This is a genomic window from Streptomyces cyaneofuscatus, from assembly GCF_000718135.1.
Taxonomy (GTDB): Bacteria; Actinomycetota; Actinomycetes; order Streptomycetales; family Streptomycetaceae; genus Streptomyces; species Streptomyces cyaneofuscatus.
In genome coordinates this window covers 204,658-227,848 of record NZ_JOEM01000008.1, presented here as the reverse complement: position 1 = coordinate 227,848, position 23,191 = coordinate 204,658, and the positions used below count along the sequence as shown (strand labels likewise).

Here is a 23,191-nt window from a genome sequence, read left to right as displayed (position 1 = left end):
GAGGAGACCCGCATGACCACCCTTGTCACGACCGGCCGCGTCCAGGTCCTCGGCGTACCGGGCGACCGGCACGAGGAGGTCCTCACCCCCGAGGCCCTCGACTTCATCGCCCGGCTCGACGCGGCCTTCGCTACCCGCCGCTTCGACCTGCTGACCGAGCGCCGCCGCCGCTCCGCCCTGCTGCGCGGCGGCACCCCGCTGGACTTCTCCCGCGCCACCAAGCCGATCCGTAAGGACCCCGACTGGCGCGTCGCCCGCCCCGCACCGGGCCTCACCGACCGGCGGGTGGAGATCACCGGGCCGCCCCAGCGCTCCATGGCGGTCAACGCCCTCAACTCCGGCGCCCAGGTGTGGATGGCGGACTTCGAGGACGCCACCTCGCCCACCTGGGAGAACATCGTCCAGGGCCAGCTGACCCTGATCGACGCCATCGACCGCCGCATCGACTTCACCACCACGAGCGGCAAGGAGTACCGGCTCACCGACCGGCCCGCCACCATCATGGTCCGGCCGCGCGGCTGGCACCTCACCGAGAAGCACCTCGTCATCGACGAGCGGCCCGTGCCCGCCGCCCTGGTCGACTTCGGCCTCTACTTCTTCCACTGCGCCCGGCGGCAGATCGACGCGGGCAGCGGACCGTACTTCTACCTCCCGAAGCTGGAGAACCGGTACGAGGCCCGCCTCTGGAACGACGTCTTCCTCCTGGCCCAGGACCTGCTGGACATCCCCCGGGGCACGATCCGCGCCACCGTCCTCATCGAGACGATCACCGCCGCGTTCGAGATGGAGGAGATCCTCTACGAGCTGCGCGAACACAGCGCCGGCCTCAACGCGGGCCGCTGGGACTACCTCTTCAGCCTGATCAAGAACTTCGCGCACCGCCCCGACTTCGTCCTCCCCGACCGGTCGACCGTCACCATGACCGCCCCCTTCCTGCGCGCCTACACCGAACTCCTCGTCCGCACCTGCCACAAGCGCGGCGCCCACGCCATCGGCGGCATGGCCGCCCAGATCCCCGGAGGCTCCCCGGAGGCCGTGGAAGCGGCGCTGGCCAAGGTCCGGCTCGACAAGGAACGCGAGGCCGAGGACGGCTTCGACGGCTCCTGGGTCGCCCACCCGGGTCTGGTCCCGGTCTGCCGGACCGTCTTCGACGACGTGCTCGGCGACCGGTCGCACCAGCTGGTACGCACCCGCGACGACATCCACGTCACCGCCGAGGAGCTGGTCGCCGTACGACGCACCGCAGGGCGTCCGACCCAGGAGGGCGTACGCGACAACATCGCCGTCACCCTCCGCTACTACGACGCCTGGCTGAACGGCCAGGGAGCCGTCGCCCTCAACGGCCTCATGGAGGACGCGGCGACCGCCGAGATCGCCCGGGTCCAGATCTGGCAGTGGCTCAAGCACCGTACGGTCGACCGCGAAACGGTGGAGCGGCTCTTCGAGGAGGAGCTGGCCACGCTCGGCGCCACCTACCCCTGGGCCCGGCTCGACCAGGTCCGCGACCTCTTCGAACGCACCGCCCTCGCCAAGGAGCTGCCCGCCTTCTTCACGACGGAGGCGTACGCACGCCACCTCGTCGGCCGCCCGGCGGTGCAGGCATGAGCGCGCGCATCACGAAGGTGGGTGTGGTCGGCGGCGGCCAGATGGGCGCCGGGATCGCCGAGGTCTGCGCCCGGGCCGGCGTGCACACCCATCGTCTGCGAGGCGGACGCCACCGCCGCCGACCGGGCCCGCGAACGGGTCGCGGTCTCCCTGGAACGGGCCGTCCAGCGCGGCAAGCTGGACCGCCTCACCGCCGAGGACGCGCTCGGCAGGCTGGTCTTCACCGGCGGCCTCGACGCCCTGGCCGACCGTCAGCTCGTGGTCGAGGCCGTCGTCGAGAACGCCGAGGCCAAGACGGAGGTCTTCACCGCCCTCGACAAGATCGTCGAGGACCCGGGGGCCATTCTGGCCACCAACACCTCCGCCATCCCCGTGATGCGCCTCGGCATGGCCACCCACCGCGCCGACCACGTCCTCGGCCTGCACTTCTTCAACCCGGTGCCCGTGCTGCCGCTGGTGGAGGTCGTCCCCTCCCTGCACACGGCGCCCGCCACGGTCACGGCGGCCGAGGAGTTCGTGACCGACGTGCTCGGCAAGACCGTCGTCCGCTCCCAGGACCGGTCCGGCTTCGTCGTCAACGCGCTGCTCATCCCGTACCTGCTCTCCGCGATCCGGATGGCCGAGTCCGGCTTCGCGACCGCCGCCGACGTCGACGCCGGCATGGAGCTGGGCTGCGCCCACCCGATGGGCCCGCTGAAGCTCGCCGACCTGATCGGCCTGGACACGGTGGCCTCCATCGCCGTTTCGCTCTACGAGGAGTTCAAGGAACCGCTCTACGCCCCGCCGCCGCTGCTCCAGCGCATGGTGGAGGCGGGGCTGCTCGGCCGGAAGGCCGGCCGAGGGTTCCACGCGTACGACCGGGGCTGAGGGGCCCGGGTTGGGGCCGCGGTTGAGGGACCGCGGCCGGTGCCGAGCGGGGTGCGGAGCAGCTGACTGTGCTGCTTCCCACCCCGCCGCGGTGTTTCCGCCACTCCTGCCGACCCTCCGGTGGCTGGTCCAGACCTCTTGACCGAAGGTCTGGACCATTCTACGGTTTTGGCAGGGTCACGACACTGGGCGGGTCGGGGCGAACCCTTCGCACCGTCGGCGGTCGACCCGGGCAGGAAGGACCTACGGACCATGGGCTGTACCTCACGACTGCTGGGCCTCGGCCTGGCAGCGGCGCTCGCCGTACCGATGCTGATCGGAGTCGTACCGCCGAAGGCGGCCGATTCCCTCAGGACCACCGCGGCCGAGACCTGCGCGGTCAAGTCCAAGCCCACCGGCAAGGTGCTCCAGGGCTACTGGGAGAACTGGGACGGCGCCGCCAACGGCGTGCACCCGCCGCTCGGCTGGATCCCGATCACGGACTCCCGTATCACCCAGCACGGCTATAACGTCGTCAACGCCGCCTTCCCCGTCATCCGTTCCGACGGCACCGTGCTGTGGGAGGACGGCATGGACAACACCGTCAAGGTCGCCACCCCGGCGGAGATGTGTCAGGCCAAGGCCTCCGGGCTCACCCTCCTCATGTCCATCGGCGGAGCGACCGCCGGGATCGACCTCAGCTCCAGCACGGTCGCCGACCGGTTCGTCGCGACCGTGGTTCCGATCCTGAAGAAGTACAACTTCGACGGCATCGACATCGACATCGAGACCGGCCTCGTCGGCACCGGCACCATCAGCCAGCTCTCCCCGTCGCAGGCCAACCTCATCCGCATCATCGACGGCGTCCTCGCCGCCATGCCGCCGAACTTCGGCCTCACCATGGCGCCCGAGACGGCGTACGTCACCGGGGGCAGCGTGGTCTACGGCTCGATCTGGGGCGCGTACCTGCCCGTGATCAAGAAGTACGCGGACAACGGCCGGCTCTGGTGGCTGAACATGCAGTACTACAACGGCAGCATGTACGGCTGCTCCGGAGACTCCTACTCCGCCGGTACGGTCGCGGGCTTCACCGCCCAGACGGACTGCCTGAACCGAGGACTCGTCATCCAGGGCACCACCATCAAGGTCCCCTACGACAAGCAGGTCCCGGGCCTGCCCGCCCAGCCCGGCGCGGGCGGCGGCCATATGTCACCCTCGCTCGTCTCGCAGGCCTGGAACCACTACAACGGCTCCCTGAAGGGGCTGATGACCTGGTCCCTGAACTGGGACGGCTCCAAGGGCTGGACCTTCGGCGACAACGTGAAGCGCCTCCAGGGCCGCTGACCTCGGAAGCCCTCGGCCCCCGGACCCACCGCGCCCCCGGTCCCGCCCCGGACCGGGGGCGCGGTGCCGTCCCGGCCGGGCGGGCGGCGCTGCGAGGACGGCGTGAACCCATCACCCACCGATGCGAGGCAAGGGGACAGAATCGGGTACGGATCGGGGTGATCGTCCGCCCCGGGACGGCGGCCCGTTCCCCCGGGCCGGTGATGACGAAGAGGCAAGAGGAGACCCGATGGTGCACGCACGGGCCGGGCAGCCGGCGCAGTCAGCGGACCTGGTCGACGTGGCACGGCTGGTGACGGCCTATTACGCCCTCCACCCCGATCCGGCCGAGCCCGCTCAGCGGGTGGCTTTCGGCACCTCGGGCCACCGCGGCTCCGCCCTCGCGGCCGCGTTCAACGACGACCACATCGCCGCCACCACCCAGGCGATCTGCGACTACCGGGCCCGCCAGGGCACCGACGGGCCGCTCTTCCTGGGCGCCGACACCCACGCCCTCTCCGAACCCGCCCGCGTCACCGCCCTGGAGGTGCTGGCCGCCAACGGCGTCACCGCCCTCATCGACAGCGACGACGGCTACACCCCGACGCCCGCCGTCTCGCACGCCATCCTCACGTACAACCACGGGCGCACCGAGCACCTGGCCGACGGCATCGTGGTCACCCCGTCGCACAACCCGCCCGCCGACGGCGGCTTCAAGTACAACCCGCCCAACGGCGGACCGGCCGCATCCGACGCCACGTCCTGGATCCAAGACCGCGCCAACGCCCTGATCGAGGCGGGTCTCGACGGGGTCCGCCGCATCCCGTACGCCCGCGCGCTGGCCGCCGACACCACGGGCCGGTACGACTTCCTGACCGCGTACGTCGACGACCTGCCCTCCGTCCTGAACCTGGACGCCGTACGGGACGCGGGCATGCGGATCGGCGCCGACCCGCTCGGCGGCGCCTCCGTCGCGTACTGGGGGCGCATCGCGGAACGGCACCGGATCGACCTCACGGTGGTCAACCCGCTCGCCGACCCCACCTGGCGGTTCATGACGCTGGACTGGGACGGCAAGATCCGCATGGACTGCTCGTCCCCGCACGCCATGGCCTCGCTGATCGAACAGCGCGACGCGTACGCCATCGCCACCGGCAACGACGCCGACGCCGACCGGCACGGCATCGTCACCCCCGACGGCGGCCTGATGAACCCCAACCACTACCTGGCCACCGCCATCGACTACCTCTACACCCACCGCGAGGGCTGGCCCGCCGGAACGGGCATCGGCAAGACACTGGTCTCCTCCTCGATGATCGACCGGGTCGCCCAGGACCTCGGCCGCACGCTGGTGGAGGTCCCGGTCGGCTTCAAGTGGTTCGTCGACGGGCTGTACGACGGCAGCCTCGGCTTCGGCGGCGAGGAGTCGGCCGGCGCCTCGTTCCTGCGGCGCGACGGCCGGGTCTGGACCACGGACAAGGACGGCATCCTGCTGGCCCTGCTCGCCTCCGAGATCACCGCCGTCACCGGCTCCACCCCCTCCCAGCGGTACGCCCAGCTCACCGCCCGCTTCGGCGACCCGGCGTACGCCCGCGTGGACGCGCCCGCCACCCGCGAGGAGAAGGCGGTCCTGGCCAGGCTCTCCCCGCAGCAGGTCAAGGCCGACACCCTGGCCGGGGAGCCCATCACCGCCGTCCTCACCGAGGCGCCCGGCAACGGGGCGGCGATCGGCGGCCTCAAGGTCTGCACCGACAGCGCCTGGTTCGCCGCCCGCCCCTCGGGCACGGAGGACGTCTACAAGGTGTACGCGGAGAGCTTCCAGGGGCCCGAACACCTCGGCCAGGTCCAGGAGGAGGCGCGCGCCCTGGTCTCGGAGGCGCTGGGCAGCGCCTGAGACGGCGCCGGAGGTCCGGGGGAGAGGCTGCGGGCCGGGTGACAGCCCTGCCCCCCCGGGCGGCCTGCTCCGCGCGACGCTGGTGCCGCCCTGCCGGGGTGGCACCGGCCCGCCCCGGCCAGGACCTCAGCCCTCGTGGCCCGTTACCCAGGGGATCTCCGTGGAGGGCAGATACGCGAGGCCGCGCTGCTCCCAGAGCCTGCCGTGGTGGGCCAGCCGGGCCCGGTGGCCGGTCCAGTCGGGGGCGCGCCCGGACCAGGCCGCCGCCGCGACGGAGGCCAGGCGGGGCAGCAGCAGGGTCGTCACATCGTCGAGCGACTCCACCGACTCGGCGAAGACCGTCGCCTCCACCCCGGCCACCCGGTCCTCCGGAATCCCGTGGGACGCCGGGTCCCAGGCCGCCGTGTGCTCGATGCCGAGCGGGCGATAGGTCGGGAATCCGAGGCGGGCGGCATCCCCCTCGCGACCGGCCGGGACGATCTCCGGTGCGTAGGCGCGGTCCAGATAGAGATGTGACTGCGGGGAGAGCAGGACACGTCCGCCGGCGTCGAGGATGCGGGCCAGATCCTGATCGGTCGGTGCGAAGAACGACTTCAGGGCCTGGACGAACTCCAGCGTTGTTCCCGCGGCGACGAGTTCGGGGCGGGCGGCGATCTCGTCGGCGGTGTCGGGCAGGTCCATCATCGGGACGTCGACCCAGAACTGGAGGATGTCGTCGGGGTCGACCCCCGCCCGCGACGACTCCTGCCAGCCGAGCGGCCGCTTGCCCGACTTCCTCACCAGCGCCCTGAGTTCGCGGACGGAGTGGGCGAAGCTCTCGTCGGTGGCGCCCACCGCCTCGTCGCCGCCGACATGCACGAAGGGTCCGTCCGTCAGCCGGCACACGTCGGCGAGGATCGCGGCGACGGCCTCCTGGGTCGCCCGGTCGGTGAGGTCCAGCGGTGCGACGAACGGGAAACGGCCCGCCAGCCACTCGGGCACGGGGGCGTCGGGCAGGCCGGGCAGCGCCTCGCGCAGGGTGGCGCAGTGGCCGGGCAGGTCGATCTCGGGCACCACGGTGACGAACCGCTCCGCCGCGTACGCCTGGAGCTCGCGGTAGTCGGAGGTGGTGTAGAAGGCGCGCGGTGTGCCGTCGGGCGCGGGAGCGGTCAGCTCGGGGATGCCGGGGATCTCCAGCCGCCAGCCCTCGTTGTCCGTGAGGTGCAGGTGGAGCACGTTCAGCTTGTAGAGCGCGGCGAGGTCGATCACCTGCCGGACCTCGTCGGGGGTGAGATAGCCGCGCGCCGGGTCCAGGAGCAGGCCGCGCCAGGCGTGGCGGGGGGCGTCGGTCAGCTCCTGGCGGGGGACGCGGTCGCCGGAGGTGGCGAGCAGTTGGAGTGCCGTGGTCGCGGCACGGAACACCCCGGCGGGTGTGGCGGCGCGGCAGAGGATGCCGTCGGCCTCGACCGTCAGGCGGTAGGACTCGTCCACCGGCCGGGCCGCCCCGTCCGGTGCGACGCCGATGGGCGCGGTGGAGCCGTCGGCTCCGTCGCCGAGGGCGAGCGTGAGCGTCGGCACGTCCGGGCGTTGGACGGTGCCCAGCGGCAGCAGGCGGCTCCCGAGGTGGGGCTCCAGCAGGGCCTGGACCGTGGCGGCGACGCCGGTCAGGCCCGGGTCGGCAGGGTGGACGCGCCAGGGCCCGGCGATGCGCGGGCCCGGGTCCTGGCCGGTGGCGGGGGCGGCGGTCCGGGGCTCGGGAATGACGGCGTTCATGGGTCTCCTCCACTGGCAGGGCCGGAACGGGGCCGGGTGTCCGGCTGTGCGCCGGGCCGGTCGGGGGGATGGGGCGGACCGGGAGGCCGGGCATCCGCGTCAGGTCGGGCCGGGCCTCCCGGCGCAGGTGGCTCCCGGTGACCGGGATGGGCTGCGGCTCTTCCTGCCGGGCCGGGTGCGCCTGTACGCTAACACGAAAACCGATCAATGAACGCTTTTCGCGGACGGTGCCGACGCCCCCTCGTCGGCGCGTACTTCGCGATGGAAGGAGCCGCCTCATGGCGCTGCCGAACACCCCCGGACCTGCCCTGCCGGAGGGCTTCCTCATGGGGGCGTCCACCGCCGCCCACCAGGTCGAGGGCAACAACGTGTCCAGCGACTGGTGGGCCGTCGAGAACCGCCCGGGCACCTTCGTCGCGGAACGCAGCGGTGACGCGGTCGACAGCTTCCACCGCTGGCCGGAAGACATGGACCTGCTCAGCGGACTCGGCTTCAACGCCTACCGCTTCTCCATCGAGTGGGCCCGGATCGAACCCGAGCGCGGACACATCTCCCGGGCGGCGATCGCCCACTACCGGGCCATGGTCCTGGGCGCGCTGGAGCGCGGTCTCACCCCGGTGGTGACCCTCCACCACTTCACCTCGCCGCACTGGTTCAGCGCGCTGGGCGGCTGGAGCGCCCCGGAGTCCACCGGCCTCTTCGCCGCCTACGCCGAGACCGCCACGGAGATCCTCGCCGCCGGCGTGCGCCATGTGGCGACCGTCAACGAACCGAACATGGTCGCGCTGATGCACACGATCGTCCGCCGCATGGGGCTCGGACAGGAGGGAGCCCCGGCGCCCGAGGGAACGGAGCGATCCGGTGCGGCCGCCTTCGACCCGGCCACGGTCGACCCCGATGCCGAGGTCACCCAGGCCCTCATCCGCGCCCACCGGGCGGCCCGCGGTGTCCTCAAGGCGGCCGACCCCGGGCTCCAGGTCGGCTGGACGGTCGCCAACCAGGTCTACCAGGCCGAACCCGGAGCGGCCGAGGTCGCCGCCGCGTACGCCTGGCCCCGCGAGGACGTCTTCCTCCACGCCTCCCGCGAGGACGACTGGGTGGGGGTGCAGGCCTACACCCGCCACCGGATCGGCCCGGACGGTCCGCTGCCGGTGGAACCGGGCGTGGAGACGACGCTGACCGGCTGGGAGTTCTACCCCGAGGCCCTCGGCGAGGCGATCCGCCACACCGCCGAGGTGGTCGGCCCGCACGTTCCGGTCCTGGTCACCGAGAACGGCATCGCCACCGACGACGACGAGCGCCGCGTCGCCTACACCACCCGGGCGCTGACCGGGGTGGCGGAGGCGCTGCGGGACGGGATCGACGTACGCGGCTATCTGCACTGGACCGCCCTGGACAACTACGAATGGGGCTCCTACCGGCCCACCTTCGGGCTCATCGCGGTCGACCGGGAGACCTTCGCCCGGACCCCGAAGCCGTCCGCCCACTGGCTCGGCGCCCTGGCCCGCGCCGGACGCCTCCCGGGCCCCGAGCCGGAGCCCGGCCCGGAGCCGGAGCCCGCGGCCGTGCCCGCCGGCGGCCGGCACGCCGGTTAGGCTTCCGGTCATGGCGAAACGGGGCCCGTACGAAAAGGGCGAGGCGAAGCGCACGGAGATCCTGCACGCGGCACTGGAGATCTTCGCCGCCGAGGGCTACCGGGGCACCTCGCTGCGGAAGGTGGCCGCCAGGTGCAACCTCAGCCTGCCCGGACTGATGCACTACTTCAGCTCGAAGGAGGACCTGCTCACCCAGGTCCTGAGGATGCGTGACGAGACCGCCAGGGTGCGCCAGACCGAGCGCCCCGGGGAACCGAGCTACCGCGACATCATCCGCGAGGGGGCGCAGACCCCCGGTCTGGTGGAGCTGTTCGTCTCCATGGCCGCCGCCGCCAGCGACCCGGAGCACCCGGCGCACGCGCACTTCGCCGAGCGCTATCCGGTGCTGCGCGAGCGGGTGGCGGGGTATGTGCGGCAGCGGATGGACGAGGGGCGGCTGACCACCGAGATTCCGCCGGAACGGCTGGCTGTGCTGCTGCTCGCCCTGGCGGACGGCATCCAGTTGCAGTGGCTCATCGACCGTTCGACCGACATGGAGCAGCCGATCGACGACGTCTTCCGGCTGCTGGCCGTGGACCGGGAAGGCGGCCGCGAGGCCTCGGAGGGCGACCGGGAGTGAGAACACGGCGGCGGGCGGGGGACGGCTTCTCGGCCTCCCCGCCCGCCGCCGCGTCTCCGCCGGACGCTGGGGGAGACGCTCCCGGCGGTCCGGGCGTCAGCCGCCGCCGAGCCCCGCCGCCTTCCGTACCGCCTCGGTCCACGGCATCCACCGGGGATCGGGTCCCGCCGACGGCTCCCACGCCATCGCGGTGCACACGTAGCCGACCGCGAGCCCGCTCTCCGGGCGGGCCGTCCCCAGCCTGCCACCCGCGCCCGCATGCCCGAACGACCCCTCGCCCAGCAACGGCGTACCGGGCCGCGGGAGTTCGAAGCCCAGCCCGAAACGTGAGCGGTCGGGCCCGTCCAGCCGGTGCAGAACTGCGGGCTGCGGCAGATGATCGGTGCAGGGGGTCCTCGCCCGGTCCACCGTGGCCGCCGACAGCAGCCGCACGCCGTCCACGGGGCCGACGAGTGCCGCGTACAGCCGGGCGAGGGAACGGGCGTCGCCGATCCCTCCCGCCGCCGGGAACTCCGCCGCCCGGCCCCGGCGGGTGCCGAAGGAGGCGGTGGCGCGGCCGAGTTCGGCGGACGAGGCCCGCAGCGAGGTGGCGAGCCGGTCGCCGGGGGCGAGGCCTGTCCGCTCCACCGCCTGCGCCACCTGCCCGGGCGTCGGGTCGGGGCGCACCGCCCGCTGAGGTACGAAGCGGTGCTCCTCCCGTTCCGGCAGGCCGATCCACAGGTCCAGCCCCAGGGGCCCGGCGACCTCGCGGGCGAAGAACCGCCCGACGCTCTCGCCGGACGCCCGGCGGACGACCTCGCCGACCAGGTCGCCGTAGGTGAGCGCGTGGTAGAGGAACGCCTTCCCCGGGTCCCACACCGGAGACATCGCCGCCAAGGCCCGCACCCGCGCCACCGGGTCCAGCAGAAGTGCCTCCGGGAGGCCCGCCGGGTCGTCGGTGTACGCAGGGAGCCCGGCACGGTGGGCCAGCAGGCCCGCGACCGTGGTCTCCGCCTTCCCGGCGGCGGCGAACTCCGGCCAGTGGCGGGCGACGGGGTCGTCCGGATCCAGGACGCCCCGGTCGATCAGCAGGTGCGCGCAGACGGCCACCAGGGCCTTGGAGACCGACATGAGGACACCCACGGAATCGGCCCGGAACGCCTCGCCTCCGGTCACCCCGGCTCCGTCCGCCCCGCCCGCGCCGTACGCACTGCCCGCGCCGTCCGCCACGTCCGGCGCAGCGCCGTACCCGAACCGGCCCGTGCCCGGCGTCCAGAGGTCCACGACCGTCCGGCCCCCGTGGCGGACGGCCAGTTGCGCGCCACCCGGGTCCTCCGCCTGGCCGCGCGCGAAGGCGTCCCGGACACCTTCCCAGCCCGGCCGCACGGTTCCCGTGACCAGCGGGGCCGGACGGCGTCCGCTCATGCCCGCGGCTCGTCCGCGCCGGGTGCGCCGGGCGTGTCTGCCGCGCCGGGCGAGGCCGCGGCCGCCACCAGAGCGGCCACGCCCTCGGGGCCCACCGGACTCTGCGGGAAGTCGGCGATCACCTCCAGCGGCATCCCGGCGAGGAACCGCCACAGCACCGGGTTCTCCAGCGCGCTCGGCCCCGCCTCGGCCCCTGCTGCGGCCCGGCCCTCGGCGAACCCCTTCATCAGCAGCGGGCCGCCGACGGGGTGCTCCAGCCACTCGGCGAGGGAGTTGCGGCCGGTGAGCACGAGCCGCGAGGGGTCTCCCACCACGGTGACCTCGGCGCTGAGCCGGAGGTCGCGCGAGGACGCGCCCGCCGCGATGACGTAGTCACCGCCCTCGACCCGCCATCCGCCTTCCCGCTCGCTGTAGTACGCGAGGTCCTCGCGGGAGACGCGGACGACCACCTCGCGGCTCTCGCCCGGAGCGAGCGTCACCGAGGCGAAGCCGCGCAGCTCCCTCGGCGGGCGAGCCACGGACGACCCGGCGGGGCCGCCGCTGTACACCTGGACGGTCTCACGCCCGGTGCGCGGCCCGGTGTTGGCGACGGTGACCGCGACCGCGAAACGGCTGCCGTCCCCCTCCGGCGCGACCCGCAGCCCGCTGTACGTGAACGTCGTGTACGACAGCCCGTGGCCGAAGGGGAAGGCCACCTCGCGGTCGGCCGCGTCGTACCCCCGGTAGCCGACGAAGACGCCCTCGCCGTACCGGACATGCCCCTCCTCACCGGGGAAGGAGAGGTGGCTCGGTGCGTGCTCCAGCCGCAGCGGTACGGTCTCCGCCAGCTTGCCGGACGGGTTGACGTCGCCGAACAGGACCCGGGCCAGCGCCCCGCCTCCCGCCTGGCCGAGCAGCCAGCCCTCGACGAGTGCGGGGACCGTGCGGTGCCAGGGGTCGGTGCGGACCACTCCGCCGTTGGAGAGGACGACGACGGTACGCGGGTTGGCGGCCACGACGGCTTCCAGGAGGCGCAGTTGGTCCTCCGGCAGGTCGATGTGGTCCCGGTCGAACCCCTCGGACTCGTCCTGCGCGGAGAGGCCGAGGAACAGCAGAACGGTGTCGGACCCGGCGGCGAGCCGGACCGCCTCCTCCGTGAGCGCGTTCTCGTCGGCCGGGTTCTGTACGGTGCCGGTGCCCGCGAGGGCGTACCCGGGGGCGAACGCGACCCGCGCCCCCTCGGCGCGGTCGCGCAGGGCGTCGAGGGGGACGTCCAGCCGGGTGGGGGTGACCTGGGAGCTGCCGGCCCCCTGGTAGCGGGGGGTGCGGGCCTGCTCACCGATGACGGCGACGCTTCCCGCGTCCGGGCTCAGCGGCAGCAGCCCGTCCTCGTTCTTGAGCAGGACCACGCACCGCTCCGCCGCCTCCCCGGCGAGGCGGTGGTGGTCGTCCACGGTCATCTGCGGCGCGGGGCGCCTGTCGCCGGCCGTGGCGCGCCGGGCGAAGCGGACCAGCCGCACCACGGCGGTGTCCAGCACCGACTCATCCAGGGAGCCGTCCCGCACGGCGGCCACGACCTCGGCGTCGGTGCGCCCCCGGGTGCCGGGCATCTGGAGGTCCAGACCCGCGCGGAGGGCGGCCACCCGGTCGCGTACGGCTCCCCAGTCGGACATGACGATGCCGTCGAACCCCCACTCGGTGCGCAGGATGTCGGTCAGCAGCCGGGTGTTCTCCGAGAGGGTCACCCCGTTGACGCCGTTGTAGGCGGACATCACGGACCAGGGGCGGTCGCGGCGGACGATGCGTTCGAAGGCGCGGAGGTAGATCTCGCGCAGCGGGCGCTCGTCGATGTCGGCGCTGACCCGCATCCGGTCGGTCTCCTGGTTGTTGGCCGCGTAGTGCTTGAGTGCCGCGCCCACACCGGACTCCTGGAGCCCGCGCACCATGGCCCCGCCCAGCTCGGCGGTGAGCAGCGGGTCCTCGGAGAAGTACTCGAAGTTGCGCCCGCAGAGCGGCGAGCGCTTGATGTTGATGCCCGGACCCAGCAGCACCCGGACGCCGTGCGCGGTCGCCTCGTCCGCGAGCGCTCCGGCGACGCGATGGGCGAGCTCCGGGTCCCAGCTGCTGCCGAGTGCCACGGCGGGCGGGTAGCAGGTGGCGGGGGCGGCGCTGTGCAGGTCGAGTTGGCCTCCGTCGCCCGCCTCCTTCGGCAGACGCAGTCCGTGCGGCCCGTCGGAAAGGGTGATGGCCGGGACACCGGCCCGGTCCACGGCCGAGGTGACGAAGTCCCCGCCGCCGCTGGTCAGGGATGCCTTCTCGGCCAGGGTCAGCGGCGTGGCCGAGGTGTCTGCCGCCGGGGTCGAAGCGGTCTGGTCGGTCGTCATACGGCGCACCTGTCGGTTCGAGTGGGGGAGTGGATTGTGGGTTCGGGCGGCGGGGGAGCGGCCGGTTGCCGGCGTCAGGGCCCGCCTCGGGCGGCTCCGGGAGGGGGGCACAAGGTCGCCATCATGCAAAAACCGTAAATTGATCGGTTTTGGGTGTCAAGGGTCCGCGCCGCCCGCTCCCGCGCCCCGCCTCCGGGGGTGCCGACGACGGTGGACCGGTGTCGCGCGCGCCCTTGACGGCCAGAAACCGTTCATCGTACGGTTTTCGCTCTCCGGTCCGTCCGGTCTCCGAGTGACCCTCGTCCGACCCCGCGTCAGCCGGTGCCCACCGCCCCGCACCAGCGTCCGCCTCCGCTTCCACCTTCCGACGGTGCCTCCGCGCCGAAGAGACGAGGAATGGCCATGCACCCTGCCGACAGGCACCCCGCCCCCGCCGCTCACCGCCGCCGCACCGCTGCCACCACCCTGGCCGTCACCGCCGCCACGGCCCTCCTGGCCACGGCCGGTGCCCCGGCCACCGCCGCCCCGGCTGCGCGGACGTCCGATCGCGCCGCACAGGACGCCCCGGTCCACTACGTGGCGCTCGGCGACTCCTTCAGCTCGGGGCCCGGCATCCCCGAGCAGACGGACGCCGCCTGCGGCCGCTCCTCACGCAACTACCCGGCCCTGCTGGCCGCCGGCCTCCCGGTGGCGTCGTTCGCCGATGTCACCTGCGCGGGCGCCGACACCCGTCACATGACCGCCGCGCAGGGATCGGCGCCGCCCCAGCTGGACGCCCTGCGGCCCGACACGACCCTGGTCACCCTCGGCATCGGCGGCAACGACCTCGATCTCCCCGGCGTCCTCACCCGCTGCGTCCTGCTCGGCAAGCTCGCCCCGCTGGGCGCACCGTGCAAGCGGAGCTACACGCTGCTCGGCACCGACGAGATCGGCGCCCGGATCGGCGCCACCGCGCCGAAGGTGGCCGCGGTCCTCGCGGCGATCCAGGCCCGCTCGCCGCAGGCCCGCGTCCTGGTGGTGGGGTATCCGGCGATCGTCCCGGACGACGGCACCTCCTGCCGACCGGTCGTTCCCTTCGCCGACGGGGACTTCGCCTGGTTCCGGGACAAGCAGAAGCAGCTCAACACGATGCTCGCGCAGCAGGCGGCCGGACGGGGCGGGGCCTATGTCGACGCCTACGCGCCCTCGGTCGGACACGACGCGTGCAAGCCGCAGGGCGTGCGCTGGATCGAGCCCGAGGAGACCGCGGAGGCGACCGGGTTCCACCCCAACGCCGCCGGACACCGGAGCACGGCCGATGCGGCCCTCGCGACCCTCAACGGCTGACGCCGCCGGCCTCCGCGCCGTCTCCGGTCTCCGTGCCCGCGCCGTCTCCGGCCTCCAGGCCGTCCGTGGCCTCCGCGCCGTCTGCGGGCAGCAGTCCCAGGCGGTCCAGGAAGTCCCGTACGAGCGCCTCCATCGGTACGGCCTCCGGCTCCAGCAGCCACTGTGTCTGCAAGCCGTCCATCAGGGCCAGCAGCTGACCGGCCACCACGCCCGGGTCCACGGCGTCGCCCGCGCCGGCCGCCCGCTGGAGATCGGCCACGATGCCGGTCAGCTCGGTGCGCAGATACCGGTAGCGCCGGGCGAAGTAGGCGTGCGCGGGGTGGTCCGGATCGGTCGCCTCGGCCGACACCTTCGCGTAGAGGGCGACCAGGCCCGGCGTCCGGCTGTTGCGCGCCACCAGCTCCAGCAGCAGCCGCAGCCGGCGGGCCGGTTCCGGCGCGGGCGAACCCGGCCGCAGCAGGCCGGGGAAGAGTTCGCGGGCGTCGATCAGGTCGCGCCGCTCAAGGACCTCCAGGAGCAGACGGCCCTTGCCCGGGAAGTGGTGCAGCAGCCCGGCATGGGTCAGTCCCGCGTGGGCGGCGATGTCGCGCAGCGAGACCGCGTTGAAGCCGGAACGGGAGAACAGCGCGGCCGCCGCGTCGAGGATGCGGGCGCGGGTGCGTTCCCCCTTCGACGGCCGGGCCCCCTCGGCCGGCGGCCCGTACGGGGCGCGCCCGGTCCCTGTGCTCATCGTGGCGGCCCCCTGTGCTCGTCGGACACGGCGCCGCCGCCCGCTACCCCTGACTTCACCCCACGGAACTTACCAGCTGGTTAATTTCCCGCTCAAAAACCTACCAAGTGGTTAATTCCGCAGGTAGGCTCACCGCCACTCCACCCCGGGACCTCTTTCCCGGGCTCTCCAGACGGAGCGAACCCATGAGCAGAACCACCCGAAACGCGGCCCTGGCCGGTTGCCTGGCGGCCGTCCTCACGCTCACCGGCTGCGCGGGCGGCGGCCCGCAGGGCAGCGCCGGAGCGCAGCTGAACCTCGCCACGCTGACCTCCCCGCAGAGCCTCGACCCCTCCCAGGCGGTCGGCAGCGCTCTGCCGTTCTTCCAGGCCGTCTACGACACCCTGGTCAAGCGCGAGGCCGACGGCGAATTCAGTCCGATGCTCGCCACCGAGTGGACGTACGACGACACCAGGACCGCCCTCACCCTCACCCTGCGCGATGACGTGAAGTTCGCCGACGGCAGCGCCTTCGACGGCGCCGCCGTCAAGGCCAACCTGGAGCGCTTCAAGAAGGGCGGCGGCGCGGCGGCCAAGTGGCTGAAGGACCTCACGTCCGTCGAGGTCACCGACGCCACGCACGTCACCCTGAAGCTCGCCCAGCCCGACCCCGCGATGCTCTTCTACCTCAGCGACGCAGCCGGGCTGATGGCCAACCCCGCGGCCTTCGCCAAGGGCGACGCCCTCAAGACGACCCCCGACGGCACCGGCCCGTACCGCCTGGCAAAGGCGAAGACGACCATCGGCACCAAGTGGGTCTACGAGCGCAACGCCGACTACTGGGGCGAGGAACTCCCCTACAAGGAGCTGGCGATCAGCTTCTTCGACAACGAGACGGCGATCGTCAACGGCCTGCGGACCGGCCAGGTGAACGCGGCCCTGCTCCAGAACGCCGACCAGCAGATCAGCATCGAGTCCGACCCCCGGGTGAAGACCACGGAGCAGGAGTTCGACTTCCAGGGCCTGCTGCTCTTCGACCGGGGCGGCGCCATCACTCCGGCGCTCAAGGACGCCCGCGTGCGCCAGGCGCTCAACCACGCGGTCGACCGGAAGACCATGCTGGCCACCATCCGGCAGAACCGCGGCGCCGCCACCGGCCAGGTCTTCGGCCCGGACACCGCGGGCTACGACAAGGCGCTGGACACGTACTACGCGCACGACCCGGCCAAGGCCAAGTCCCTGCTGAAGTCCGCCGGATACGCCAAGGGGTTCACGCTCAAGCTCCCCCGGATGAGCGCGATCGTCAACGACGCCCTCGCCTCCTCCCTGACCACCGACCTCAAGGCCGTCGGCATCACGCTGAAGTGGGAGGAGCTCGACGGCTCCACCGCACTCCGCAAGATCTTCACCGACCGCGCCTACCCCGGCATGGTCATGAACATGGGCCAGGCCGCCGACGACTGGATCGTCGTCAACGAACTGGTCACCCCGGGCACGTTCAACATGTTCGGCTCCACCGACGCGACGGTCGGCAAGCTCCTGCCGCAGATCCAGAGCGGCGGCGAGAAGCAGAAGGAAGCCGCCCGGCAGCTGAACCGGCACCTGGTCGAGGAGGGCTGGTTCGTGCCCTTCTACCGGATGACGTACCTGCACGTCTCCGACGGCACGGTGAAGATCACCCCGCAGTCCGGCATGGCCGTCCCGTCGATCTACAACTACGCCCCCGCCGGCTGAGACCACGACGGCCTCTCCTGAAGCGCCCGACAGATACCGAGTGCCATGCTGAACTTCATCGCCCGCAGGATCGCGGCGGGAGCCCTGCTCCTCCTCGTCATCTCCTTCCTCTCCTACCTGCTGCTGTCCGTCCCGGACACCGACGTCGGCCGTACGCTGCTCGGCCAGGGCGCCGACCAGGCCGCCGTCGACGCGAAGAACGCCGCGCTCGGTCTCGACCGGCCGGTCCTCACGCAGTACGCCGACTGGCTCACCCACGCGGTCCGCGGTGACCTCGGCACCTCCTGGTTCACCAGCGAGGACGTCACCACCGCGGTCACCGCCCGGCTCCCGGTCACCGCGAGCCTCATGGTAGGGGTGACCCTGGTCGCGACCCTCGTGTCGTTCCTGCTCGGCGTCTGGGCCGGGGTGCGGCGCGGGGCCGCCGACCGCTTCGTCCAGGTGCTGGGCGTGATCGGGTACGCGCTCCCCGGCTTCCTGGTGACCCTGGTGATCGTGCTGGTCTTCGCGGTCAACCTCAACTGGTTCCCGGCGATCGGCTACACGGCGTTCTCCGTGTCGCCGTCGGGCTGGCTCTCCACCATCACGCTGCCCGTCCTCGCGCTGTCGGTCGCCTCCGTGGCCGGCGTCTCCCAGCAGGTGCGGGGCGCGGTCATCGACGTCCTGCGCCAGGACTACATCCGTACGCTGCGCGCCCGCGGGCTGCCCACCTCGCGGATCGTCCTCCGGCACGTCCTGCGCAACGCCTCCGCGCCCGCTCTGTCGGTGCTCGGCATGCAGTTCGTCGGACTGCTGGGCGGCGCGGTCATCGTGGAGCAGATCTTCGGGCTCCCCGGCATCGGCAGCATGACCGTCACCTACACCACCCGCGGCGACATCCCCGTGATCATGGCCCTGGTCATGCTCACGGTCATCGGAGTCGTCCTGATCAACCTCCTGGTCGATGTCATGATCGGCTGGCTCAACCCGAAGGCGAGGGTCGCATGAGCGACAACCTGCCGGCCGACCCGGCGCCCCCGCCCCGCCCGGCACCCGACTCCGCGCCCGCCGCCGACACCCGGGCCGCCGTGCCCGGCGGACTGCTCCGGCGCCTCCTGCGCAACCCGCTCGGCGCCGCCTCCGCCGGAGTCCTGCTGCTCCTGGTCGTCGCGGTGCTCCTGGCGCCGCTCATCGCCCCGCAGGCCCCCGACGCCTCCGCGCTGGGCGCCGCGTTCGAGGGGCCGAGCGCCGCGCACCCGCTCGGTATGGACTCGGCGGGCCGCGACATCCTCTCCCGCCTCCTGTACGGCGGCCGCAACACGCTCGGCGGCGCGCTGATCGCCCTGGGAGTCGCCCTCGCCCTCGGCGTACCCACCGGGCTGTACGCCGGGTACCGCGCCGGCTGGTTCGACTCGGCGGCCAACTGGGCCGTCAACCTCGTCATGGCCCTCCCCGCCATGGTGGTCCTGCTCGCCTCCCGCGCCATCCTCGGCCCCGACGTCTGGGTCCTGATGATCGTGCTCGGCGTGCTCGCCGCCCCCAGCTTCTTCCGCCTGGTGCGCGGCATCGTCGCCAACGTCCGCAAGGAGCTGTACGTGGACGCCGCCAAGGTGTCCGGACTCTCCGACGCCCGCATCGTCGGACGCCACATCCTCATCGTCGTACGCGGCCCCGTCATCATCCAGGTCGCCCTGGTCGCCGGGATCGCCATCGGCCTCCAGGCCGGACTGGAGTTCCTCGGCGTCGGCAGCGGCTCCTCGGCCACCTGGGGCGCGATGCTCAACGAGGCGTTCCAGAACATCCAGCGGGCCCCGCTCCTCATGCTCTGGCCCGGACTCGCCCTCGGCATCACCAACGGCGCCCTGGTCCTCCTCGCCGCCGCCCTGCGCGACGCGCTGGAGGAGCGCGGCGGACCGCCGGACGGCGGGCGCTCCCCGCGACGGGCACGCCCCGCACCGGCCTTCGAGGCCCCGGCGGAGGCAGGACCGCGCAGCCCGCTGCTCTCGGTGCGCGGCCTCACCGTGGTCTACGACCGGCCCGACGGCCCGCCCAAACAGGTCGTGCACGGCGTGGACCTCGATGTCGCACCCGGCGAGATCGTGGGCCTGGTCGGCGAGTCGGGGTCCGGCAAGTCGCAGACGGCGTTCTCGGTCCTCGGCATCCTGCCGGAGGGTGGCAGGATCGGGTCGGGCAGCGTCACCGTCAACGGGCGGGAGACCGTCGGCCTGCCGGAGCGCGAGCACCGCACCCTGCGGGGCGGAACGGTCGCGTACGTCCCCCAGGAGCCGATGAGCAATCTCGACCCGGCCTTCACCATCGGCAGCCAGCTCATGGAGCCGATGCGCCATGTCCTCGGCATCACCCGCAAGGAGGCCGAGACCCGCGCGCTGGACCTGCTGCGGCTGGTGGAGATCCCGTCGCCCGAGCGGACGATGCGGCTGTACCCGCACGAGATCTCCGGCGGCATGGCCCAACGCGTCCTGATCGCCGGGGCGATGTCCTGCGATCCGGAACTCCTCATCGCGGACGAGCCCACCACCGCACTCGACGTCGTGGTCCAGGCGGAGGTCCTGGAGCTGCTGCGCCGCCTCCAGCGGGACCGTGGACTCGGGGTCCTCCTGGTCACCCACAACCTCGGTGTCGTCGCGGACCTCTGCGACCGGGTGGCGGTGATGAGCGCCGGCCGGATCGTGGAGACCGGCACCGCCGAACAGGTCGTCCACGCGCCGCGCGACCTCTACACCCGGTCCCTGCTCGAAGCGGTCCTGGACGACGCGCCGCCACGGGAGCCGTGGCAGCCACGAGAGGCGAGGAGCACCACCGTATGACCAGCGATGCCACCGGCGGGCCCGGCGGGGAGTTCCCGGACGCCCTGCTCTCCCTCCGCGACCTGCGGGTCTCCTACCCCGGCAAGGGCCGCCGCGCACCGCGCGCCCGGATCCTCAAGGGGGTGAGCCTCGGCATCCGGCCCGGGGAGACCCTCGGCCTGGTCGGCGAGTCCGGCTCGGGCAAGACGACGATCGGCCGGGCGGTCCTCGGTCTCGCCCCCGTGGAGTCGGGCACCATCACCTTCGCGGGCAGCCGCATCGAGCGGGCAGGACGGGCGCGCCGACGGGCCCTGGCCCGCGACCTCCAGGTCGTGTTCCAGGACCCGTACACCTCGCTCAACCCCTCCCGTACGGTCGGCGACACCCTCGGCGAGCCCCTGCTCGGCCAGGGCACCGGGACCAAGGAGGCACGGGCCCGGATCGCGGAACTGCTGGAGCGGGTACGCCTGCCCGCCGACGCCGCCGACCGGCTGCCCCGGGAGTTCTCCGGCGGTCAGCGCCAACGGGTCGCCATCGCCCGGGCCCTGGCCCTGCGGCCCCGGCTGGTCATCTGCGACGAACCGGTCTCCGCACTGGACCTGACCACCCAGCGGACGGTCCTCGAACTCCTCCTGGAGATCCAGGAGGAGACCCGGGTCGCCTACCTGTTCGTCACCCACGACCTGGGGGTCGTCCGGTTCATGAGCCACCGGGTGGCGGTCATCCAGGCCGGCGAACTCGTCGAGACCGGTGACGCGGTCCAGGTCACCTCGGAACCCCGCCACCCCTACACCCGGGCACTGATGCTCGCCGCACCGGTCGCCGACGTACGGGAGCAGCGGCGGCGCAGGGAGGCGGCAGCGCTGTCGGCACGGAGCTGAGCGGCATCCTCAGGCGCCCGGCACGGTGGGCTGCACCTGGCGGAGGAACGTGGCGTTGTCCGGGGTGCGGCGGACCTTGTCCAGCAGCGCCTCCAGGGCGCCCTGACCGTCCCGGGCGTGCAGGGCGCGGCGCAGCGCCCGTACGGTGGCCAGCTCGGCGGGGTCCGTCAGCAGCTCCTCGCGGCGGGTGCCGGACCGGGCGATGTCGACGGCCGGGAAGACCCGCCGGTCCGCGAGCGAGCGGTCCAGGCGCAGCTCCATGTTGCCGGTCCCCTTCAGCTCCTCGAAGAAGAACTCGTCGGCGCGGGAGCCCGTCTCGACGAGGGCCGTCGCCAGGATGGTGAGCGAGCCGCCCTCCTCGGCGGAGCGGGCCGCCCCGAACAGCTTCTTGGGGCCGGCCAGGGCCGCCGCGTCGACACCGCCGCTCAGGGTGCGGCCGCCCGATCCGGCCGCGTTGTTGTGGGCGCGGCACAGCCGGGTGAGGGAGTCCAGCAGGATCACCACGTCCTGCCCCTGCTCGACGAGGCGCTTGGCGCGCTCGACGGTCAGGTCGGCGAGGGCGATGTGCTCCTTGGCGGGCCGGTCGAAGGTGGAGGCGTACACCTCGCCGCGCACCGAGCGGCGCATGTCGGTGACCTCCTCGGGGCGTTCGTCCAGGAGGACCACCATCAAGTGGCACTCGGGGTGGTTGGTGGCGACGGCGGCGGCGAACTGCTGGAGCAGGACCGTCTTGCCGGTCCGGGGCGGTGCGACGAGCAGGCCGCGCTGGCCCTTGCCGACGGGGGAGACCAGATCGACGATCCGGGGCGCCGGGCCGCCCTTCTCCGTCTCCAGCCGCAGCCGCTCGGTGGGGTGGACCGGGGTGAGGTTGCGGAAGTGGGCGCGGCCGGCCAGGGACTGCGGCGGGAGGCCGTTGACCCGGTCGACGGTGGCGAGGACGCGCGGCCGCTCGCAGCTCCCCTCGACGGCGTCGCCCTTGCGCAGGCCGTAGCGGCGGATCAGTGCGGGCGACACCTGGATGTCGCCGGGGGAGGGGTGGCCGCCCTGGACACGGAGCAGTCCGTGGCCGCCCGAGACGGTGTCGAGGAGCCCGGCGGCCCGGACGGGGCGCGGCTCACGGATGGCGGGGCGTTCGAGTGTGGTGGTCATGGGAGGGGTCCTTTCGCAGACATGGCGAATGAGGGACCGGCGTACGGAGGGGCGGCATCGTCACACCCGCACCGGGGCACGGAAGCCCGGCAGCCGGAAGGAGAGACAGCGAGAGAGAAACGCTGGGGAAGAATCTGGATCGCCGGTCTACGAGGACGGGCGCAACAGCGATGGAGAGAGAAGCTCAGCACCGGTGCCCGACGAAGGGGCATCCACGGGTGCTCATCGCACTGTAGCACGGTCATCGGGAAAACGGGTCGAGGGTGGTGCGGACCCGGTACTGCCGGGTCCGCACCACCCTCGGAAGGACTGTTCGCCGCCGCCTTCGTCAGCCGGTCACCCCGAGCAGCGGCGCCCAGGCCTCCAGCGCCGGCTTCTCGGCCAGGTCGGCGAAGGCCACCTCGATCCCGTGGTCACGGCGCCAGGCCGCCGCCAGGGACATCAGACGGACGGAGTCGAGTCCGTAGTCCACGAGGTTCTCGTCGAGCGGGATCTCCTCCGGCTCCTCGCCGAGGATGTCGGCGACATCGGCACGCAGCTGCTCCAGCGTCAGGGCCACAGCGGTCACTTCCCTTCGAAGACGGCTCGGGCGGTGGTGACGACGGCACACTTGCCGGCCGCCCAACGCAGCGCCATCGCGTGGTCGTCGGCCGAGAAGTCCGCCACCGCGTCGGCCACCACGAACGCCTGGATGTCCTGCATCCACGCGTCGCACGCCGTCATCAGGACGCCGATGTGGGCGTAGACGCCGGTGAGGACGATCTGGTCGCGGCCCTGCTCACGCAGCCGCTCCAGCAGATCGGTGCGGACGAAACCGCTGTACTTCCACTTGGTGATGACGGTGTCGCCGTCGCCGGGCGCGACCTCCTCCGCGATGGCCGCCGCGTGCTCGTCGGCCGGCAGGCCGGGGCCCCAGAAGTCCTGCTGGAGCCCGCGCTCCTCGGCGCTCTGGCCGCCGGGCTGCGCGGTGTAGAGGACGGGCACGCCCAGACGCGCCGCCTCCTTCTTCAACTCGGCCACATGCGCGAGGAGTTCGGGCACGGGCGCGGCCTGCCGGTCGTACGCCGACAGGAAGTAGTTCTGCAGGTCGTGCACGAGCAGCACGGCGCGCGCCGGGTCGACGGTCCAGTCGACCCGATTGGCGGGCAGCTCGTCGGCGGCCGGCATGGGATAGGGGGTGATGGCGGGCAGAGCCATGGTGGAGAG

General features: G+C 72.9%; 17 protein-coding genes and 1 pseudogene. 11 read left to right on the top strand and 7 right to left on the bottom strand.

Annotated elements, in window-relative coordinates:
* Positions 1-12: 12 nt before the first annotated feature.
* From aceB to pgm, 4 genes and pseudogenes are all read left to right on the top strand, one after another.
* Positions 13-1,605, top strand: coding sequence for a malate synthase A (gene aceB / locus IF17_RS0115535; protein WP_030566262.1), 1,593 nt, complete (start codon positions 13-15; stop codon positions 1,603-1,605).
* Positions 1,602-2,472 (top strand): annotated as a pseudogene (locus IF17_RS01000000136470) (3-hydroxybutyryl-CoA dehydrogenase). Before aceB ends, IF17_RS01000000136470 begins: the two are co-directional and overlap by 4 nt.
* A gap of 252 nt (positions 2,473-2,724) precedes the next feature.
* Positions 2,725-3,795 carry a chitinase gene (locus IF17_RS0115525; protein WP_030566260.1) on the top strand — a complete coding sequence of 357 codons (1,071 nt, stop codon included), beginning with the start codon at positions 2,725-2,727 and terminating at the stop codon, positions 3,793-3,795.
* 229 nt (positions 3,796-4,024) lie between these two features.
* Positions 4,025-5,668, top strand: coding sequence for a phosphoglucomutase (alpha-D-glucose-1,6-bisphosphate-dependent) (pgm, locus tag IF17_RS0115520; RefSeq protein WP_030566258.1), 1,644 nt, complete (start codon positions 4,025-4,027; stop codon positions 5,666-5,668).
* Between the two features lie 126 nt (positions 5,669-5,794).
* On the opposite strand, the gene IF17_RS0115515 is transcribed toward pgm, so the two are convergent.
* Positions 5,795-7,420, bottom strand: a complete 1,626-nt coding sequence (locus IF17_RS0115515) for a family 20 glycosylhydrolase (RefSeq protein WP_030566256.1) — start codon at positions 7,418-7,420, stop codon at positions 5,795-5,797.
* 278 nt (positions 7,421-7,698) lie between these two features.
* Here IF17_RS0115515 and IF17_RS0115510 point away from each other — a divergent pair, with 278 nt between their 5' ends.
* Positions 7,699-9,015: a glycoside hydrolase family 1 protein gene (locus tag IF17_RS0115510; RefSeq protein WP_030566254.1), complete on the top strand. Its 1,317-nt coding sequence runs from the start codon at positions 7,699-7,701 to the stop codon at positions 9,013-9,015.
* A gap of 10 nt (positions 9,016-9,025) precedes the next feature.
* A complete protein-coding gene (locus tag IF17_RS0115505) occupies positions 9,026-9,634 on the top strand; it encodes a TetR/AcrR family transcriptional regulator (RefSeq protein ID WP_030566252.1) in 609 nt (202 codons plus the stop codon).
* A 96-nt stretch (positions 9,635-9,730) separates the two neighbouring features.
* Here the strand turns inward: IF17_RS0115505 and IF17_RS0115500 are convergent, their stop codons facing one another.
* Positions 9,731-11,038: a serine hydrolase domain-containing protein gene (locus tag IF17_RS0115500; RefSeq protein WP_032771977.1), complete on the bottom strand. Its 1,308-nt coding sequence runs from the start codon at positions 11,036-11,038 to the stop codon at positions 9,731-9,733.
* Positions 11,035-13,401, bottom strand: a complete 2,367-nt coding sequence (locus IF17_RS0115495) for a glycoside hydrolase family 3 C-terminal domain-containing protein (protein ID WP_030566248.1) — start codon at positions 13,399-13,401, stop codon at positions 11,035-11,037. Before IF17_RS0115495 ends, IF17_RS0115500 begins: the two co-directional genes overlap by 4 nt.
* A 402-nt stretch (positions 13,402-13,803) precedes the next feature.
* On the opposite strand from IF17_RS0115495, the gene IF17_RS0115490 reads away from it, so the two are divergent.
* Positions 13,804-14,727 (top strand): SGNH/GDSL hydrolase family protein, encoded by a 924-nt coding sequence (locus tag IF17_RS0115490; protein WP_106980189.1) that lies wholly within the window; start codon positions 13,804-13,806, stop codon positions 14,725-14,727.
* Here the strand turns inward: IF17_RS0115490 and IF17_RS01000000136465 are convergent.
* Positions 14,717-15,457 (bottom strand): TetR/AcrR family transcriptional regulator, encoded by a 741-nt coding sequence (locus tag IF17_RS01000000136465; RefSeq protein ID WP_051884011.1) that lies wholly within the window; start codon positions 15,455-15,457, stop codon positions 14,717-14,719. The genes IF17_RS0115490 and IF17_RS01000000136465 overlap by 11 nt on opposite strands.
* 185 nt (positions 15,458-15,642) lie before the next feature.
* Between IF17_RS01000000136465 and IF17_RS0115480 the strand changes: the two genes are divergently transcribed.
* The 4 genes from IF17_RS0115480 to IF17_RS01000000136460 are packed head-to-tail and all read left to right on the top strand — an operon-like array spanning position 15,643 to position 20,836.
* Positions 15,643-17,169, top strand: coding sequence for an ABC transporter substrate-binding protein (locus IF17_RS0115480; protein ID WP_030566242.1), 1,527 nt, complete (start codon positions 15,643-15,645; stop codon positions 17,167-17,169).
* A gap of 45 nt (positions 17,170-17,214) precedes the next feature.
* Entirely contained in the window at positions 17,215-18,156 is a 942-nt protein-coding gene (locus IF17_RS0115475) for an ABC transporter permease (RefSeq protein WP_030566240.1), read from the top strand.
* Positions 18,153-19,976 (top strand): dipeptide/oligopeptide/nickel ABC transporter permease/ATP-binding protein, encoded by a 1,824-nt coding sequence (locus IF17_RS1000000137140; protein ID WP_244890495.1) that lies wholly within the window; start codon positions 18,153-18,155, stop codon positions 19,974-19,976. The genes IF17_RS0115475 and IF17_RS1000000137140 overlap by 4 nt, the downstream gene beginning before the upstream one ends.
* Entirely contained in the window at positions 19,973-20,836 is an 864-nt protein-coding gene (locus tag IF17_RS01000000136460) for an ABC transporter ATP-binding protein (RefSeq protein ID WP_051884010.1), read from the top strand. The genes IF17_RS1000000137140 and IF17_RS01000000136460 overlap by 4 nt, the downstream gene beginning before the upstream one ends.
* Positions 20,837-20,845: 9 nt before the next feature.
* Here IF17_RS01000000136460 and rho read toward each other — a convergent pair whose 3' ends face one another.
* The 3 genes from rho to IF17_RS0115450 form a co-directional block, all read right to left on the bottom strand.
* Positions 20,846-21,985 (bottom strand): transcription termination factor Rho, encoded by a 1,140-nt coding sequence (gene rho, locus IF17_RS0115460; RefSeq protein WP_030566234.1) that lies wholly within the window; start codon positions 21,983-21,985, stop codon positions 20,846-20,848.
* A gap of 328 nt (positions 21,986-22,313) precedes the next feature.
* The gene (locus IF17_RS0115455) at positions 22,314-22,544 is read right to left on the bottom strand and encodes a phosphopantetheine-binding protein (RefSeq protein ID WP_030566232.1); all 231 of its coding nucleotides are present in this window, start codon (positions 22,542-22,544) and stop codon (positions 22,314-22,316) included.
* 5 nt (positions 22,545-22,549) lie between these two features.
* Complete coding sequence (locus IF17_RS0115450; RefSeq protein WP_030566230.1) at positions 22,550-23,182, bottom strand: isochorismatase family protein; 633 nt, start codon at positions 23,180-23,182, stop codon at positions 22,550-22,552.
* Positions 23,183-23,191 lie beyond the last annotated feature (9 nt).